Origin of the sequence: Serratia sp. CY82433, assembly GCF_052166535.1 — a bacterium.
In the GTDB taxonomy this organism is placed as follows: Bacteria; Pseudomonadota; Gammaproteobacteria; order Enterobacterales; family Enterobacteriaceae; genus Serratia; species Serratia sarumanii.
In genome coordinates this window covers 579,228-593,716 of sequence record NZ_JBJNOR010000001.1, presented here as the reverse complement: position 1 = coordinate 593,716, position 14,489 = coordinate 579,228, and the positions used below count along the sequence as shown (strand labels likewise).

The following is a 14,489-nucleotide window of genomic DNA, read 5'->3' as shown; positions in this document are numbered from 1 at the left end:
TCACTCTTCGGTTAGCATACCCTATCCGCGCCGCCGCTCAACCTCCTCCGCCAGCCGCCGCTGCGTTTCATCGCCGTCGCGCAACCCGGCGATCACCCCATCGGCATCGTCGGCGCTGCGGTTTTGGCTCATCTTCCATTTGCCTTCGCGCCGGGTGACGGCGATCTCGATACCGACGATGCCTTTAAGCTGCGCGGTGATGTAGTTGGCCGGCGCGTCGTCGAGCCGCCAGGGCGCCGGGCGCCCTCCTTCCTGCTGCGCGGTCAGATCGATCAGCTGGCGCCGCAGCCAGGCCGGGTCGTCCGTCACCGTCGGCACGCCATACAGCTGCACCACGCTGTAATTCCAGGTCGGCACCACCTTGCCGGTCTGGCGCTTGCTCGGATACCAGCCGGGCGACACATAGCCCTCCAACCCCTGAAAAATCACCAGGCATTCCGCCGCGTGCTGCAGCCGCCGCCAGTGCTCGTTGGCGCGCGCCAGGTGCGCCCGCAGCCGGATCTGCCCCTGTTCGACATCGGCCAAAAACGGCAGCGGATCGGCCGTCAATCCCTGCTCACCGTGGCTGACCAGCAGCCCCAGCGGGTGGGCGCGCACCAGCGCCAGTTGGGCATCCAGATCGTCTTCGCGAAATGCGGCGGGTTGAAACATCAGTGTGGCTCCTTACGCTCTCTCATCATGACGACAGTAAAGCACCCGCCGGCGGCCTACTTAAGATCCGCTTTCTGACTATTTCGCGTGATCCGGTTTAACAAGATCAGGGCGACGCCCATCGCCAACAGATTAAATACCATGGCGCCGGCAAAGGCCTCGGCATAGCGCTCCGCCGCGCCGCCGTGCGCCAGCAGCGGCACGAAACCGACGCCGCTGACCACGATGCCCAGCGCGCCCCCCACCTGCTGCACGGTGGCAACCAGCCCCGCCGCCATGCCCGCCTGCCGCTCGTGCGCCAAACCGAGCACCAGATTCAGCAGCGGCGTCATGCTCAGCGCCTGGCCGAATCCCAGCACCACCAACCCCGGCAGCAGCCGCAGCGGATGCGCCAGCGCCGCGCCCCACAGCGCCTGCGCCATCAGCAGCGCCAGCCCGGCGGCGTAAATCGCCACGCCCGCGCTCAACGCACGGTTGCCCCAACGCAGCGCCAGCCGGGGCGCCAACATCGACGCCAGCATAAAGGCCGCGCTGGCCGGGGCGAACAGGCTGCCCGCCTGAAAAGGCGTCAGCCCCGCCCCCGCCTGCAGCAGCAGCGCGAAACACAAGAAAAACGAGGAAGCGGTGGCATAAATCGCCAGCACCACCGCCATACCCGGCGCGAAGCCCGCCTGGCGGAACAACGCCGGATCGAGCACCGCATCGTCGCCGCGCTGCGCCAGACGGCGCTCCCAACGCAGGAAGCCCCACAGCGTCAGCATTGCCAGCGCCAACATCGGCGCGATCCACCACGGCCAGCCACGCGCCGGCCCTTCCAGCAGCGGCAGCAGCAACAGCGACAGGCCGGTCGCCGCCAGCCCCAGGCCAACGCCGTCCAGCCGCTGCGCCTGCGCCACCCGCGATTCGGGAATGCGCCGCGCCGCCCACAGCGCCAGCGCGCCGATCGGCAGATTAATCAGAAAGATCATGCGCCAGCCGCTGCCGAACAGGTTGGCCTCGATGATAAAACCACCGAGGATCTGGCCGAAGATTGCCGCCAGCCCCAGCGTCATGCCCAGCCAGGCGAAGGCGCGCCGCCGCTGTTGCGGCTCGTACAGCACCCGCATCAAGGCGTAAATTTGCGGAAACAGCAGCGCCGCCGCCGCCCCCTGCAGAATACGCGCGGCGATCAGCAGGCTGAGCGATCCCGCCAACCCGCACAGCAATGAAGTCAGCGTGAATCCCAGTATGCCGAGGCTGAACAGACGCCGACGTCCGAAGCGATCGCCCAGACGCCCGCCGGCGATCAGCAGCACCCCGAACGCCAGTTCATAACCGGCGACGATCAACCCGACGCCGGCAAAATCGGCGGCGAATTCTCGCTGGATCACCGGCGCCGCCACGTTGACCACAAACAGATCGAACACCGTGACAAAACCGCCCAACAGCAGCACCGGCAGGCCGGCCAACCCTCGCCGTTCACGAGATAATGAATGTTCCATACCACCTCCAGAGATTATGATGGCCGCAGTATGAAACATGTTTTAAACTGTTACTATATAGCCACTTATACTATTACTGACAGCAACAGGACGGCCGCCATGCCCCCACGCACCCTCGAGCGCACTCGCCACGAACTGGCGGATTTTCTACGTCAAAAGCGAGAACAGCTGTCGCCACAGGCGGTCGGTTTGCCGAGCGGCAGCCGCCGCCGCACGCCGGGATTGCGGCGCGAGGAGGTCGCGGCGCTGGCCGGCGTCGGCCTTACCTGGTACACCTGGCTGGAACAAGGCAGGGAAATCAATGCGTCGGTGGCGTTTTTGGAAAACCTGGCGCGGGTGCTGCAGCTCGACGCCGCCGGCCGCTACCACCTGTTTTTATTGGCGCATCAGCGCCCGCCGGTGCCGGTCGGCCATCAGTGGTGCCAGGTCTCGCCGCTGGTGCGGCGGCTGCTGGACGATTTAGCGCTGCGGCCGGCCTACGTCATGAACCTGAGTTGGGACATCATCGCCTGGAACCCGGCGGCGCAGCGGCTGTTCGCCATCGCCGAACGCCCGCCGGAAGAGCGCAACATGTTGTGGATGCTGTTTGCCGATCCGCAGCTCAATGCGCGCCTGCTGGAGTGGCGGGCGCAGGCGCCGCAAATCCTGGCCAGCTTCCGCCGCGACTACGCTCGCGCGCCGGAGGATGAGGTGATGCGCCAACGGGTACAGGCGCTGGAGCGGGTGTCGCCGCAGTTCCGCCAGCTCTGGCGGCAGCACGACATTCACGGGCGCTGCCAGGGACGGCGCAGCTTCGCCATCCCGGAAATCGGCCCGGTCACCTTTGACCACGCCTCTTTCATCGTCGACGAAGAGAATCACCTGCGGCTGGTGATGTACAGCGCGCTGCCGGACGAACCGGCCAGCGCGGCGTTTGAAGCGCTGCTGCGCGAGGGTTAGCGGCGGCTGTCGAAAATGAGCTTGCAGGCCAGCCCGGCGAACACCCCGCTCAGCAGGTAGTTCGGCCAGCGGGCGCTGAAGCGGCGGCCGGCGAAGCGGCTTTTCATGCCGCTGACCGCCAGGATCACCCCGCCGTTAATCAGCAAGCCCACCAGATTCAGCACCGTCGCCAGCGCCAGCATCTGCACCACCACCGAGCCTGAACGCGGATCGATAAACTGCGGAAACAGCGCCAGCACGAACAGCGCCATTTTCGGGTTGAGGATGTTGGTGAACAGCCCCTGGCGGAAGATGCGCGCCGTCGGCACCGCTTGCAACCCGGCGGAAGCCTGCAAACTGCTGCCGGATCGCAGCGTTTTCCACGCCAGATAGAGCAGATAGGCGGCGCCCAGCATTCTCACCGCGTCGTAAGCCAGCGGCACCGCGACGAACAGTTGCGACAACCCCAGCGCCGCCGCCAGCGCGTGGCAATACGTGCCGAGCTGAATGCCCGCCAGCGAAGCGAAACCGGCGCGCCGCCCCTGGCTGACGCTGCGCGAAGCGATCAGCAGCATATCCGGGCCGGGGGTCAGCGCCAGCGCCACGCAGGCACCGGAAAACAACAACAGCGTTGCGGCATCAATCATGAATCACCTGATAAGAAGAGGGACGGGAATGGAGCGCCCATCATAGCGGCGCCGACGTGGCTTGTCAGCGCCGCTCGCGTCAGATCACCCACAGATCGAGATACTCGTTGACCGGCATCTGCGCCAGCCGCTGCCGGTCCAGCGACACCTCGAGAATACGCTGCTGCTGCAGGGCCGGGAACTGGCGCGCCAGGTTGGTTTTGAACTTATCGACCAGCAGCGGGATACCCTCTTCGCGCCGCCGCGCATGGCCGATAGGATACTCCACCGCCACCTCATCCAGACGGCTGCCGTCGGTAAACTCCACCGTCAGCGCATTGGCGATCGATCGTTTTTCCGGATCGTGATAATCGCGGGTGAAGGCGGGATCTTCATGGCAGCGGATCTTGCCGCGCAACGCATCGATGCGCGGATCCTCGGCCACCCGATCCTCGTAGTCCGCAGCCGTCAGCCGGCCGAACAGCAGCGGGATCGCCACCATATACTGAATGCAGTGATCGCGATCCGCCGGGTTATCCAGCGGCCCCTGCTTGTCGATAATGCGCAGGCAGGCCTCGTGGGTGCGGATGCTCACCCTGGCGATGTCGGTGGCGGTTTTGCCGGCGGCCTGCATCTGGCGATGCAGCGTCATGGCCGCCTCCACGGCGGTCTGGGCATGGAACTCCGCCGGGAACGAAATTTTAAACAGCACGTTCTCCATCACATACGCGCCGTACGGCCGCTGGAAGCGAAAAGGTTGGCCGTTGAAAGAGACGTCGTAGAACCCCCAGGTCGGCGCCGTCAGCGCCGAGGGATAGCCCATCTCGCCGGTGGCGGCCATCAGCGCCAGCCGCACCGCGCGCGCGGTCGCATCACCCGCCGCCCAGGATTTGCGGGTGCCGGCGTTCGGCGCGTGGCGATAGGTACGCAGCGACTGCCCGTCCACCCACGCCAGCGACACCGCGTTCAGGATCTCCGCCCGGCTCAGGCCGAACATCTGCGCCACCACCGCGGTGGACGCCACCTTCACCAGCAGTACGTGATCCAACCCCACCCGGTTAAAGGCATTTTCCAGCGCCAGGCAGCCCTGGATCTCATGCGCCTTGATCATGGCGATCAGCACCTGCCGCATGGTCAGCGGCGCTTTGCCCGCCGCCACCGCCTGGCGCGAGAGCCAGTCGGCCACCGCCAGGATCCCGCCCAGGTTGTCCGACGGGTGCCCCCACTCCGCCGCCAGCCAGGTGTCGTTGAAGTCGAGCCAGCGGATCATGGCGCCGATATTGAACGCCGCCTGCACCGGATCCAGCTGGAAGCGGGTGCCCGGCACCCGGCTGCCGTTCAGCACCTCGGCGCCCGGCACCACCGGCCCCAGCAGTTTCTTGCAGGCCGGATAGCTCAGCGCCTCAAGCCCGCAGCCGAGGGTATCGAGCAGGCAATAGTGGGCGGTGCGGTACGCCGCCGGGGTATCGACGGCCTCTTTCATCACATAATCGACGATATCGACCATTTCGCGATCGAACGGCGGACGGCGGGTGTTGGCAGACTCAAGCATCATGATTCCCAAAGGCTCCATAGTGAAAACGACACGATAGCGATCGGCGCTCAGCGCTGATCCAGCGGTACGAACGCCCGCGCTTCCGGCCCGGTATAGTTGGCGGACGGGCGAATGATTTTGTTGTCCTGCCGTTGCTCGATGATGTGCGCCGACCAGCCGCTCACCCGCGCCATGACAAACAGCGGCGTGAACATTTCGGTGGGCACCCCCAGCTGGTGATAAGACACCGCCGAGAACCAGTCGAGGTTGGGGAACATCTTTTTGGTGTCGCGCATCACGCTTTCCAGCCGATCGGCGATGTCATACAGCTTCATCGCCCCCGCCTCCCGCGACAGGCGCAGCGCGATCTCTTTGATCACCTGATGGCGCGGATCGGAGACGGTGTACACCGGGTGCCCGAAGCCGATCACCACCTCTTTGTTGTCGATGCGGCGGCGAATGTCGGCTTCCGCTTCGTCCGGCGTTTCATAGCGTTGCTGGATCTCCAGCGACACCTCGTTGGCGCCGCCGTGTTTCGGCCCGCGCAGCGCGCCAATGGCGCCGACGATCGCCGAATAGACGTCGGATCCGGTGCCGGCGATCACCCGGCCGGCGAAGGTCGAGGCGTTGAACTCATGCTCGGCGTACAGGATCAAGGAAGCGTGCATCGCCTGCTCCCAACTGGCGGAAGGCGCTTCGCCGTGCAGCAGGTGCAGGAAGTGGCCGCCGATGGAATCGTCGTCGGTCTCCGGCTGAATGCGCTCGCCGTTGTGGCTGTAGTGATACCAATACAGCAGCATCGATCCCAGCGACGCCAGCAGCCGGTCGGCGATGTCGCGCGCGCCGGCCGCGCCGTGCTGCTCTTTTTCCGGCAGCGTGCAGCCGAGGGCCGAGACGCCGGTACGCATCACGTCCATCGGGTGAGACGCCGCAGGCAACGCCTCGAGCACCGTGCGCACGCTGGCGGGCAGGCCGCGCAGGGCTTTGAGACGGTGTTTGTAGGCCTGTAGCTCATCGCGGTTGGGCAACTTGCCGTGGATCAGCAGGTGGGCGACCTCTTCAAACTCGCAGTGGCGCGCGAGATCGAGAATGTCGTAACCGCGATAGTGCAGATCGTTGCCGCTGCGCCCTACGGAGCACAGCGCGGTATTCCCGGCGGGCACGCCGGATAACGCCACGGATTTTTTCGGCTTAACGCCAGTCGGGCTTTGCGGGGGGATCGCTTGGCTCATACCGTCCTCGTTTGGCTTGTGCGTGAATGGCGCCTATTCGTCGCGTTGGCGAGCGAACAGGGCGTCGAGTTTCTCTTCGAACAAATAGTAGTTGATGCTTTCGTACAGCTCGTTGCGGGTCTGCATGGTGTCGATGACGCTTTTCTGCGTGCCCTCCTCGCGCAAAGCGCGGTACACCCGCTCCGCCGCGCGGTTCATCGCCCGGAAGGCCGACAGCGGATACAGCGCCATATCCACCTGGGCGCTGCGCAGTTCGTCGGTGGTAAACAGCGGCGTTGCGCCGAATTCGGTGATGTTGGCCAGGATCGGCACCTGCGTCGCCTCAGCAAAGCGGCGGTACATGCCCAGCTCGGTGATCGCTTCCGGAAACAGCATGTCGGCCCCGGCCGCCACGTAAGCCTGAGCGCGCTCGATGGCCGCCTCCAGCCCCTCCACCGCCAGCGCATCGGTGCGCGCCATGATCACGAAGTCCGGATCGCTGCGCGCATCCACCGCCGCCTTGATGCGATCCACCATCTCTCCGGTGGAAACGATGGCCTTATTGGGGCGATGGCCGCAGCGCTTGGCGCCGACCTGATCTTCGATATGCAGCGCCGCCGCCCCGGCCTTGCTCACCGATCGCACCGTGCGGGCGACGTTGAACGCCGAAGCGCCGAAACCGCTGTCCACATCCACCAGCAGCGGCAGCGGGCAAACGTCGGTGATGCGGCGAATGTCGGTCAGCACATCGTCCAGGGTCGAAATGCCCAGATCCGGCAGCCCCAGCGAACCGGCCGCCACGCCGCCGCCGGAAAGGTAGATGGCCTGGAATCCGGCCCGCTGGGCCAGCAGCGCATGGTTGGCGTTGATCGCGCCGGCGATTTGCAGGGGTTTTTCTTTACTCAGGGCCTGACGAAAGGCGAGCCCGGGTGAGCGCAGCGTCATGACGTTTTCTCCGATTAGCCAGATGAAACAGACAGAGCAAGGGACGGGCCAGGTTGCACTTCGGTGAGGCGAAAAATTAAAATCGATAAAAATAAGCGAGTTACAACATCTTCAGCGCAATCGGCCAGACAAAGAGGTAAAAAACGTTTCAGCTAACGTTTCAATCGCTGTTTCACGCAGAAAATTTGAAACATAACTGAAACCGGGCTACACCTAATGCAGCCACTTCCATTCGGTAACCCACCATGAGCGATCACGTCACGCCGGACAAACCGGTGATCTGGACCATCTCCATCACCCGCCTGTTCGATCTGTTCCGGGACATCAGCCTCGAGTTCGACCATCTGGCAACCATCATCCCGATCCGCCTCGGCTTTGAGGAGGCGGTGCAGCACATCCGCGCCCGCCTGGCTACCGAGCCTTGCGACGCCATCATCGCCGCCGGCTCCAACGGCGCCTACCTGAAAAGCCGCCTGTCGGTGCCGGTCATCCTGGTCAAGCCCGGCGGCTTCGACCTGCTGCAGGCGCTGAGCAAGGCGCGCAGAACCGCCGATCGGATCGGCGTCATCACCTATAAAACCCCTCTGCCCGCGCTGCTGGAGTTCCAGCAGACCTTCGATCTGCCGCTGGAGCAGCGCAGCTACGTCACCGAAGAGGACGCGCGCGGCCAGATCGCCGAGCTGAAAGCCGCCGGCATTCAGGCCGTGGTTGGAGCGGGCCTCATCAGCGAGTTGGCGGAAGAGGCCGGGCTCACCGCCATTTTTCTCTATTCCGCCGCCACCCTGCGCGCCGCCTTCAGCGATGCGCTGGACGTGACGCGCCTGATGCTGGGCGGCGGCAAACGCGGCGGCGATTACGCCGCGCGCAATACCCTGCAGCCGCGCTACGGGCTGAGCGATTTGCAAGGCGACTCCCCGCAGATGGAGCAGACGCGGCGCACCATCATGCTGTACGCCCGATCGCCGGCGGCGGTATTAATTGAAGGAGAAACCGGCACCGGCAAGGAGCTGGCGGCGCAGGCGATCCACCGGGAATACTTTTCCCGGCGCGGCGCGCCGGCCAGAGGCGCGACGCCGCCGTTCGTCGCCATCAACTGCGGCGCCATCGCCGAATCGCTGCTGGAGGCGGAGCTGTTCGGCTATGAGGAAGGCGCCTTTACCGGCTCACGGCGCGGCGGCCGGCGCGGGCTGTTGGAAACCGCCAACGGCGGCACTCTGTTTCTGGATGAGATCGGCGAAATGCCGCTGCACCTGCAAACCCGGCTGTTGCGCGCGCTGGAAGAGAAGGCCGTCACCCGGGTCGGCGGGCAGCAGCCGGTGGTGGTCGACTTTCGCGTCATCAGCGCCACCCACAACCACCTGGAGCAGGCGATTCAACGGGGCGGTTTTCGCGCCGATCTGTTCTACCGCCTGAGCGCCCTGCGGCTGCAGCTGCCGCCATTGCGGGCGCGCGGCGACGATATCGCGATGCTGGCGGAACACTTTCTGAAGCGGTCGCTGGCGGCGCTCGACGTGCCGCTGACGGAGCCGCTGCGCGCCGCCCTGGCCGGCTGTTACGCCGCGCTGAGTCATTACGCCTGGCCCGGCAACCTGCGCGAACTGCGCAACATGATGGAGCGGGTGGCGCTGATGCTGAGCACCGGCACCGCGCCGAGCGGCGAGACGCTGCGCTGGCTGCTGCCGGAGCTGGCGGCGGCCACGCCGTCCGAGACGCCGCCAGCGCCCGTCTCCGCCCACGAAGCGCTGGCGCGATGCGGAGGCGACCACGCCGCCGCCGCCCGATTGCTCGGGATCAGCCGCACCACCTTATGGCGCCGGCTGAAAAAAACGAACTGAGCATCAGCCGGCGCGCCGGCCGTCCGAGGCCGGCAGCAGCTGTGCTCGCCGCTCGCCCAGCAGGTTCATGCCCGCCGCCGCCAGCAGGATGATCGCCGCGCCCAACAGCTGCCAGGCCGACAGCCGGTGGCCAAACGCCAGGCGATCCACCAGCATGGCGGCGATCGGGTAGATGAACGACAGCGAGCCGATCAGGTTGGTCGGCAGCTTCTGCAGCGCGCCGTACATCAGCACGTACATCAGGCCGGTGTGCAGCACGCCGAGCGTCGCCAGCATGCCCCACTGCCCAGCGCTGGCCGAAACGTGGAAATCCACCAGCGGCAACAGCATCACCGCCCCTACCGCCACCTGGATCAGCGCAATAAGATGCGGCGGCGTGCCCTTCAGCCGCTTGGCCGCCAGCGCCATCAGGGCGTAAAAAAACGCCGCGCCGAGCGCCAGCGCGATGCCCGCCAAATAATGACTCTGTTCCCCCGCCTGCCGCGGCTGCGCCAGCACCACCAGCATCATGCCGCCGAACGCCAGCCCCAGCCACAGCAGCTTGCGGGCGGTCAGCCGTTCCCCCAGAAACAGCGCCCCCAGCCCCACCAGCATAAACGGCTGGGTGTTGTACACCGCCGTGGCGATGGAGATAGAGGCATAGGAATAGGCGGCAAACAGCAGCAGCCAGTTGATCACCAACGCCACCCCACCGGCGATCGCCAGCAGCAGCGTGGCGCGCGTCAGCACATCGCGCCGCAGCTGCCCCAGCGCGCCGCACACCGCCAGCAGCACCAGCGCCCCCACCGCGCAGCGCCAAAACACCACGTTGACCACCGGCTGGCCGGACATCAGCACAAACCAGCCGATGGAGCCGGAAATCAGCATCGCCGCCGTCATCTCCAGCGAGCCGCGTTTTATCTCTGCATTCATTCTGCGTTCCTCCAAACTTGCCCAGAGGCATAGCTTGCGGCTTCGCCGGGCGGCTTTCCATAGCATAAAAAAGGCAGATATGCTTAACTGCCTTTTTCTCGTAGTTATAATAAAGAAAATACCTAACGGAGGCGTTATGGATGATATCGATCGCCAGATCCTGACTCTTTTGGCGCAGGACGCGCGCGCGTCGTTGAAGACGCTGAGCGCGCAGGTGGGGCTGTCGTCGCCGAGCACGTCGGAAAGGCTGCGGCGGCTGGAGGAAAGCGGCGTGATCCAGGGCTATACCCTGAACGTCAATCTACAGGCGGTGGGCTACGCCTTCGAGTCGCTGGTGCGCATCAAGCCGCTGCCGGGCATGCTGAAGAAGGTTGAACAGCTGATTCAGGCGATCCCGGAAGTGGTCGAATGCGACAAGGTGACCGGCGAAGACTGCTTTATCGTGCGGCTGGTGGCGCACTCGATGGCGCAGCTCGACCACACCCTCGATCGGCTGGCCGAGCAGGCGCAGAGCAACACCTCGATCGTGAAAACCACGCCGGTCAAGCGCCGCCTGCCGCCGCTGCTCTGATTAACGCCGCCGCTTGCGGGCGAACGGGTTGCCGCGCTTCTTCTCTTTTTTGGCCGCGTCGGCGGCGGATTTCAGCGCCGCCAGATGCGCCTTGTCGGCCTCCGGCACCGCGCGCTGTTCGATCGGGAACACCGGCAGCGACGCCAACAGCCGCGAACCGTAGTTTTTGGTCAACAGCCGGCGATCGTAGATCACGATCTCGCCGTAGCATTGGTTGCTGCGGATCAGGCGACCGACCTGCTGGATCAGGTTGAACGAGGCGCTCGGCAGGCTCTGCACTTCGAACGGATAGCGCTTCAGCGATTTCAGCCACTCGCCTTCGGTAATGATCACCGGGCTGTCGATCGGCGGGAACGCAATTTTGTGAATGTGTACCTGGGTCAGCAGCTCGCCTTTCAGATCCAGCCCTTCGGCGAACGATTGCAGCCCCACCAGCACGCTGGCGACGCCCTTCTCCACCCGCTTGCGGTGCTCTTCCACCAGCCGGTAGCGCGGCTGGTCGCCCTGCACCAGCAGCATCAGCCGCAGATCGGTCACGTAGCTGAGGAAAGTCTGCATCGCCCGGTGGCTGCTGAACAGGATCAGCATGCCTTTGTGTTTGCCGCTCGCCTGCTCGGCGCGGAAACATCGCGCCATCTCCTCGAGGTGTTCCGCCTCGTTGGCGAGCGCCGGTTCGTAGCGCATCTGCGGAATGACAATCTTGCCCTGTTCGACGTGATTGAACGGCGAAGAGAGCGTTTCGAAACGATCGCCGGCCTTCTCGCTCAGCCCGCTCATCTCCTGCAAACGCGCGAAGCTGTTCAGCGAACGCAGCGTGGCCGAGGTGACCACCACGTGCGGTACCTTGCGCCACAGCAGCTTCTCCAACTGGTCGCTGACGCGGATGCCGACGCAGTGCAGGTAAAGATGAGTGACGTTATCGCGCAGCTCGCGCGTGACCCATTTGGAGATCGGCGCGTTGGAGGATTTGTCGAGCGCCGCCAGCCGCCACAGCTTGCTCATCGCCTCCAGATAACCCAGCGTGCGGCTCATCTGAATGATCGACCGGTGCAGGCGCACGATGTCATGCTTGCCGGTCTGCTCGGTGAGATCGTTAAGCACGAACTCCGCCAGCCCGCGCAGCGCGTCGGTCAGTTTGAACAACCGCGCGCAGCTCTCCACCATCTCCGCCGGCAGCTCGCCCATTTCAAAACGGTGCTCGGCCGCCACGCTGTCGCCGGGCAGATAGGCGCTGACCTGATGCTCGAAGATCTGCACCAGCTCGCGCAGCTCCTCGCAATGGTTTTTCAGCCGCTCGCTGTTGGCCAGCCCCGGCGGATTCTTCGGCCGGTACTGCGTCATGCACTGCTCGACCTGGCGCACGATCATGTCCAGTTGCAGGTTGGTCGACAGCGCGGTGATTTCCCCGTCGATCTCCAGCGCGTCGCGCGCCACCTCCGGCAAATGGTGGCCTTCGTCCAGCACCAGCAACAGCTCTTTCGGGTTCGGCAGCACCGATTCCGTCTCCAGCGCCGCCATCACCAGGGCGTGGTTGGCCACCACCACGTCGGCGCTCTCGATCTCTTTGCGGGCGATATAGAACGGGCATTCGCGAATGTAGTGGCAGTTGCGCCCCAGGCAGTTGGCCTTGTCGGTGCTCAGCTTGGCCCACAGCGGATCGTCGATGCTCTGCTGATAGTGATCGCGCAGCCCGTCCCACTCGAAGCGGGCCAGCGCCTTGGTCAGCTTCTGGCACAGCGCCTGCTCTTCGCCGCTGGACGGCGCCAGCTCGTCGTCGAGGAACAGCGTCAGATCGCCCTGTTGACTGACGTCGGTGCTCATCGCCGCCAGGTTGCGCGGGCACACGTAGCGCCCGCGGCCAAAGGCGCCGGTAAATTTCAGATCGGGGATAATCTTTTTCAGCAGCGGCAAATCCTTGCTGTAGATCTGGTCCTGCAGCGCCACGTTGGCGGTGCTGACCACCAGCGGTTTGCTCTCCGCCCGCCCGACGGCGATGCCCGGGATCAGGTATGACAGCGTTTTGCCGACGCCGGTCGGCGCCTCGATCGCCAGATGGCGCGGGTAGTCACCGGCCAGCGTCTTCGCCACCTCGGCGATCATCTGGCGCTGGGGCGCGCGGGAAATAAAATCCGGTATTTGCTGCTGCAGGGCTTTGTACCACTGGCCAATCTGATCTTTAACTGCGGAGGAGAGCGCCATTCAACTCTTATCTAAACGAAATGATGGCGCTATTGTCCCACAGACCGCCCGCGGCGTCAGCCCGAGTTACGTCTGCGGATCGATCATCGAGGCGCGCCCGGCGCTGAACGACCACTCGTCCAACTGGGTGGTGGTGATCACCACCATTACATCCTCGGGGCGCAGCCGCAGGTTTTCCGCCAGCAGCGCCGCCAGCCGCCCGTAGAAACGCCGCTTGGTGTCGGTGTCGCGCGGCCGCCCGGCGGTGATATAAAACAGCACGAAATCCGCGCTGCGCGGCCCGCCGAGATAGTCGCGATCGTAGATAAGCTCACCGGGGCGGTATTGATCGATCACCTGAAATTTATCCGTCGGCGGCACCTCAAAGGCCTCCACCAGCGCCTGATGCAGGCTGTCGGACAGGGTTTGCAGATAGTCGGCGGACTTGCCCTGAAGCAGGGCGATACGGCTAAACGGCATGATTGGCCTCCTGTTCCAGCTCGCGCAGGCGCGCCACGGCCGACGCCGCCGCGGGCCAGCCGGCGTAGAACGCCAGATGGGTGATGAGCTCGGCCAGCTGCTGACGCGTCACGCCGTTGCGCTGCGCCAGCTGAAGGTGAAACGGCAGCTGTTCCACGCGGTTGAGGGCCACCAGCGCGGCGACGGTAATCAGGCTGCGCTCGCGCGGGCTCAGCGCCGGCCGCTGCCAAATATCGTCAAACAAGACGCTGTCGCTGAGCTGCGCCAGCTTGGGGGCAATATCGCCGAACGCCTGCTGCCCGGCCTGGGATTCTGATGGCATCACACTCTCCTGTCAGTTGCGGATAGCCTTACGCTACCCGCCGCCGCAGCGAGTGAAAATCGGGATTTTCAGCAGTCTCGGTTCAGAAAAACGGGAGGGTTCCCCGCCGGGCGGCGGGGAGGCATCACGATTCCAACGGGGCAACACCGTCGAAATGGGCGCTCAGCAACGCATTCAGCTCCGGCCACTGTTCCACCCGCTCTGCGATGGCGTACAGCCGCGGGCAGTGTTGCCGGAACCACGCGCGGCCCGGCCGCCAGTTGCACATCACCGCCACGTACAGATCCAACGCGCTGAAGCTCTTGCCGAGAAACCACGGGCCCGCAGCGCCGGCGGCGGCGTTCAGCTGCCGCAATAAGCGCTCGCGATAAGCCATTACCGCGTTTTTCAGCTGTTCCGCCCCCGCCGCCTGCGGCTGCCAGCGCTGCGGATGGTCGGCATAGGTGAAGGTGGGGTAAATCTCCGCGTTGATGAACAGCAGCCAGCGCAGAAAACGCGGCAACAGCGGCGAGCCGCCGGGCGGCGCCAGTTCAGCGTGCGGCGCGCGATCGTGCAGCAACAGAATGATCGCCGCACTCTCCGTCATCACTTCGTCATTGGGCAACACTAAGGTGGGCACCTGGCCCAACGGGTTCAGCGCCAGCAGGCGATCGCGCTCCGGGCCGTCCTGCGTGTAGTCCACCTCCTCATAGCCCCAGGGGAAAGCGGTCAACACCAACGCGGCGGCCACGATCGTCGAGCCGCAGCCCTGCGTGCCGAACAAAGTATAAGTATCGTGCATGATTCCTCCCGCAGCGGAACAAGGTATCGATAACTGTAGACCAG

The 14,489-nt window shown here is 64.8% G+C and carries 14 protein-coding genes; 3 read left to right on the top strand and 11 right to left on the bottom strand.

Annotated elements, in window-relative coordinates; translation table 11 throughout:
- Positions 1-21 precede the first annotated feature (21 nt).
- Positions 22-651, bottom strand: a complete 630-nt coding sequence (locus ACJ8PI_RS03010; protein WP_060429008.1) for an FMN-binding negative transcriptional regulator — start codon at positions 649-651, stop codon at positions 22-24.
- A 56-nt stretch (positions 652-707) separates the two neighbouring features.
- A complete protein-coding gene (locus ACJ8PI_RS03005) occupies positions 708-2,132 on the bottom strand; it encodes an MFS transporter (RefSeq protein WP_164134057.1) in 1,425 nt (474 codons plus the stop codon).
- Positions 2,133-2,231: 99 nt separating this feature from the next.
- Between ACJ8PI_RS03005 and ACJ8PI_RS03000 the strand changes: the two genes are divergently transcribed.
- Positions 2,232-3,071 carry a helix-turn-helix transcriptional regulator gene (locus ACJ8PI_RS03000; protein WP_033637650.1) on the top strand — a complete coding sequence of 280 codons (840 nt, stop codon included), beginning with the start codon at positions 2,232-2,234 and terminating at the stop codon, positions 3,069-3,071.
- Here ACJ8PI_RS03000 and ACJ8PI_RS02995 read toward each other — a convergent pair.
- The 4 genes from ACJ8PI_RS02995 to prpB all read right to left on the bottom strand — a co-directional run bounded on the left by ACJ8PI_RS02995 (position 3,068) and on the right by prpB (position 7,366).
- Entirely contained in the window at positions 3,068-3,697 is a 630-nt protein-coding gene (locus ACJ8PI_RS02995; RefSeq protein ID WP_048321374.1) for a LysE family translocator, read from the bottom strand. The genes ACJ8PI_RS03000 and ACJ8PI_RS02995 overlap by 4 nt on opposite strands.
- Positions 3,698-3,776: 79 nt before the next feature.
- On the bottom strand, positions 3,777-5,228 hold the full coding sequence (locus ACJ8PI_RS02990; RefSeq protein ID WP_164134165.1) for a bifunctional 2-methylcitrate dehydratase/aconitate hydratase: 1,452 nt from the start codon (positions 5,226-5,228) through the stop codon (positions 3,777-3,779).
- A gap of 50 nt (positions 5,229-5,278) precedes the next feature.
- The gene (gene prpC, locus ACJ8PI_RS02985; RefSeq protein WP_033646891.1) at positions 5,279-6,442 is read right to left on the bottom strand and encodes a bifunctional 2-methylcitrate synthase/citrate synthase; all 1,164 of its coding nucleotides are present in this window, start codon (positions 6,440-6,442) and stop codon (positions 5,279-5,281) included.
- A 33-nt stretch (positions 6,443-6,475) separates the two neighbouring features.
- Positions 6,476-7,366, bottom strand: coding sequence for a methylisocitrate lyase (gene prpB, locus ACJ8PI_RS02980; RefSeq protein ID WP_033646893.1), 891 nt, complete (start codon positions 7,364-7,366; stop codon positions 6,476-6,478).
- A 245-nt stretch (positions 7,367-7,611) separates the two neighbouring features.
- On the opposite strand from prpB, the gene prpR reads away from it, so the two are divergent.
- Complete coding sequence (prpR, locus tag ACJ8PI_RS02975; RefSeq protein ID WP_164134056.1) at positions 7,612-9,201, top strand: propionate catabolism operon regulatory protein PrpR; 1,590 nt, start codon at positions 7,612-7,614, stop codon at positions 9,199-9,201.
- 3 nt (positions 9,202-9,204) lie between these two features.
- Here the strand turns inward: prpR and ACJ8PI_RS02970 are convergent, their stop codons facing one another.
- On the bottom strand, positions 9,205-10,113 hold the full coding sequence (locus tag ACJ8PI_RS02970; RefSeq protein ID WP_041034093.1) for a DMT family transporter: 909 nt from the start codon (positions 10,111-10,113) through the stop codon (positions 9,205-9,207).
- A gap of 136 nt (positions 10,114-10,249) precedes the next feature.
- Here ACJ8PI_RS02970 and ACJ8PI_RS02965 point away from each other — a divergent pair, with 136 nt between their 5' ends.
- Positions 10,250-10,684 carry an Lrp/AsnC family transcriptional regulator gene (locus ACJ8PI_RS02965; RefSeq protein WP_033637644.1) on the top strand — a complete coding sequence of 145 codons (435 nt, stop codon included), beginning with the start codon at positions 10,250-10,252 and terminating at the stop codon, positions 10,682-10,684.
- Here ACJ8PI_RS02965 and dinG read toward each other — a convergent pair whose 3' ends face one another.
- The 4 genes from dinG to ACJ8PI_RS02945 all read right to left on the bottom strand — a co-directional run bounded on the left by dinG (position 10,685) and on the right by ACJ8PI_RS02945 (position 14,445).
- Positions 10,685-12,883, bottom strand: a complete 2,199-nt coding sequence (dinG, locus tag ACJ8PI_RS02960) for an ATP-dependent DNA helicase DinG (RefSeq protein WP_033637643.1) — start codon at positions 12,881-12,883, stop codon at positions 10,685-10,687.
- Between the two features lie 66 nt (positions 12,884-12,949).
- Positions 12,950-13,342, bottom strand: a complete 393-nt coding sequence (locus ACJ8PI_RS02955) for a tautomerase family protein (protein WP_084826590.1) — start codon at positions 13,340-13,342, stop codon at positions 12,950-12,952.
- Positions 13,332-13,664: a carboxymuconolactone decarboxylase family protein gene (locus ACJ8PI_RS02950; RefSeq protein WP_164037354.1), complete on the bottom strand. Its 333-nt coding sequence runs from the start codon at positions 13,662-13,664 to the stop codon at positions 13,332-13,334. Before ACJ8PI_RS02950 ends, ACJ8PI_RS02955 begins: the two co-directional genes overlap by 11 nt.
- 124 nt (positions 13,665-13,788) lie before the next feature.
- Positions 13,789-14,445, bottom strand: coding sequence for a glutathione S-transferase family protein (locus ACJ8PI_RS02945; RefSeq protein ID WP_442528079.1), 657 nt, complete (start codon positions 14,443-14,445; stop codon positions 13,789-13,791).
- Positions 14,446-14,489: the final 44 nt, after the last annotated feature.

Coding starts and splice junctions, on each gene's coding strand:
- ACJ8PI_RS02990 (WP_164134165.1), bottom strand. CDS start 5,228: ATGCTTGAGTCTGCCAACACCCGCCGTCCGCCGTTCGATCGCGAAATG.
- ACJ8PI_RS02995 (WP_048321374.1), bottom strand. CDS start 3,697: ATGATTGATGCCGCAACGCTGTTGTTGTTTTCCGGTGCCTGCGTGGCG.
- ACJ8PI_RS03010 (WP_060429008.1), bottom strand. CDS start 651: ATGTTTCAACCCGCCGCATTTCGCGAAGACGATCTGGATGCCCAACTG.
- ACJ8PI_RS02945 (WP_442528079.1), bottom strand. CDS start 14,445: ATGCACGATACTTATACTTTGTTCGGCACGCAGGGCTGCGGCTCGACG.
- ACJ8PI_RS03000 (WP_033637650.1), top strand. CDS start 2,232: ATGCCCCCACGCACCCTCGAGCGCACTCGCCACGAACTGGCGGATTTT.
- ACJ8PI_RS02955 (WP_084826590.1), bottom strand. CDS start 13,342: ATGCCGTTTAGCCGTATCGCCCTGCTTCAGGGCAAGTCCGCCGACTAT.
- ACJ8PI_RS02970 (WP_041034093.1), bottom strand. CDS start 10,113: ATGAATGCAGAGATAAAACGCGGCTCGCTGGAGATGACGGCGGCGATG.
- prpR (WP_164134056.1), top strand. CDS start 7,612: ATGAGCGATCACGTCACGCCGGACAAACCGGTGATCTGGACCATCTCC.
- prpC (WP_033646891.1), bottom strand. CDS start 6,442: ATGAGCCAAGCGATCCCCCCGCAAAGCCCGACTGGCGTTAAGCCGAAA.
- ACJ8PI_RS02965 (WP_033637644.1), top strand. CDS start 10,250: ATGGATGATATCGATCGCCAGATCCTGACTCTTTTGGCGCAGGACGCG.
- dinG (WP_033637643.1), bottom strand. CDS start 12,883: ATGGCGCTCTCCTCCGCAGTTAAAGATCAGATTGGCCAGTGGTACAAA.
- ACJ8PI_RS03005 (WP_164134057.1), bottom strand. CDS start 2,132: ATGGAACATTCATTATCTCGTGAACGGCGAGGGTTGGCCGGCCTGCCG.
- ACJ8PI_RS02950 (WP_164037354.1), bottom strand. CDS start 13,664: ATGCCATCAGAATCCCAGGCCGGGCAGCAGGCGTTCGGCGATATTGCC.
- prpB (WP_033646893.1), bottom strand. CDS start 7,366: ATGACGCTGCGCTCACCCGGGCTCGCCTTTCGTCAGGCCCTGAGTAAA.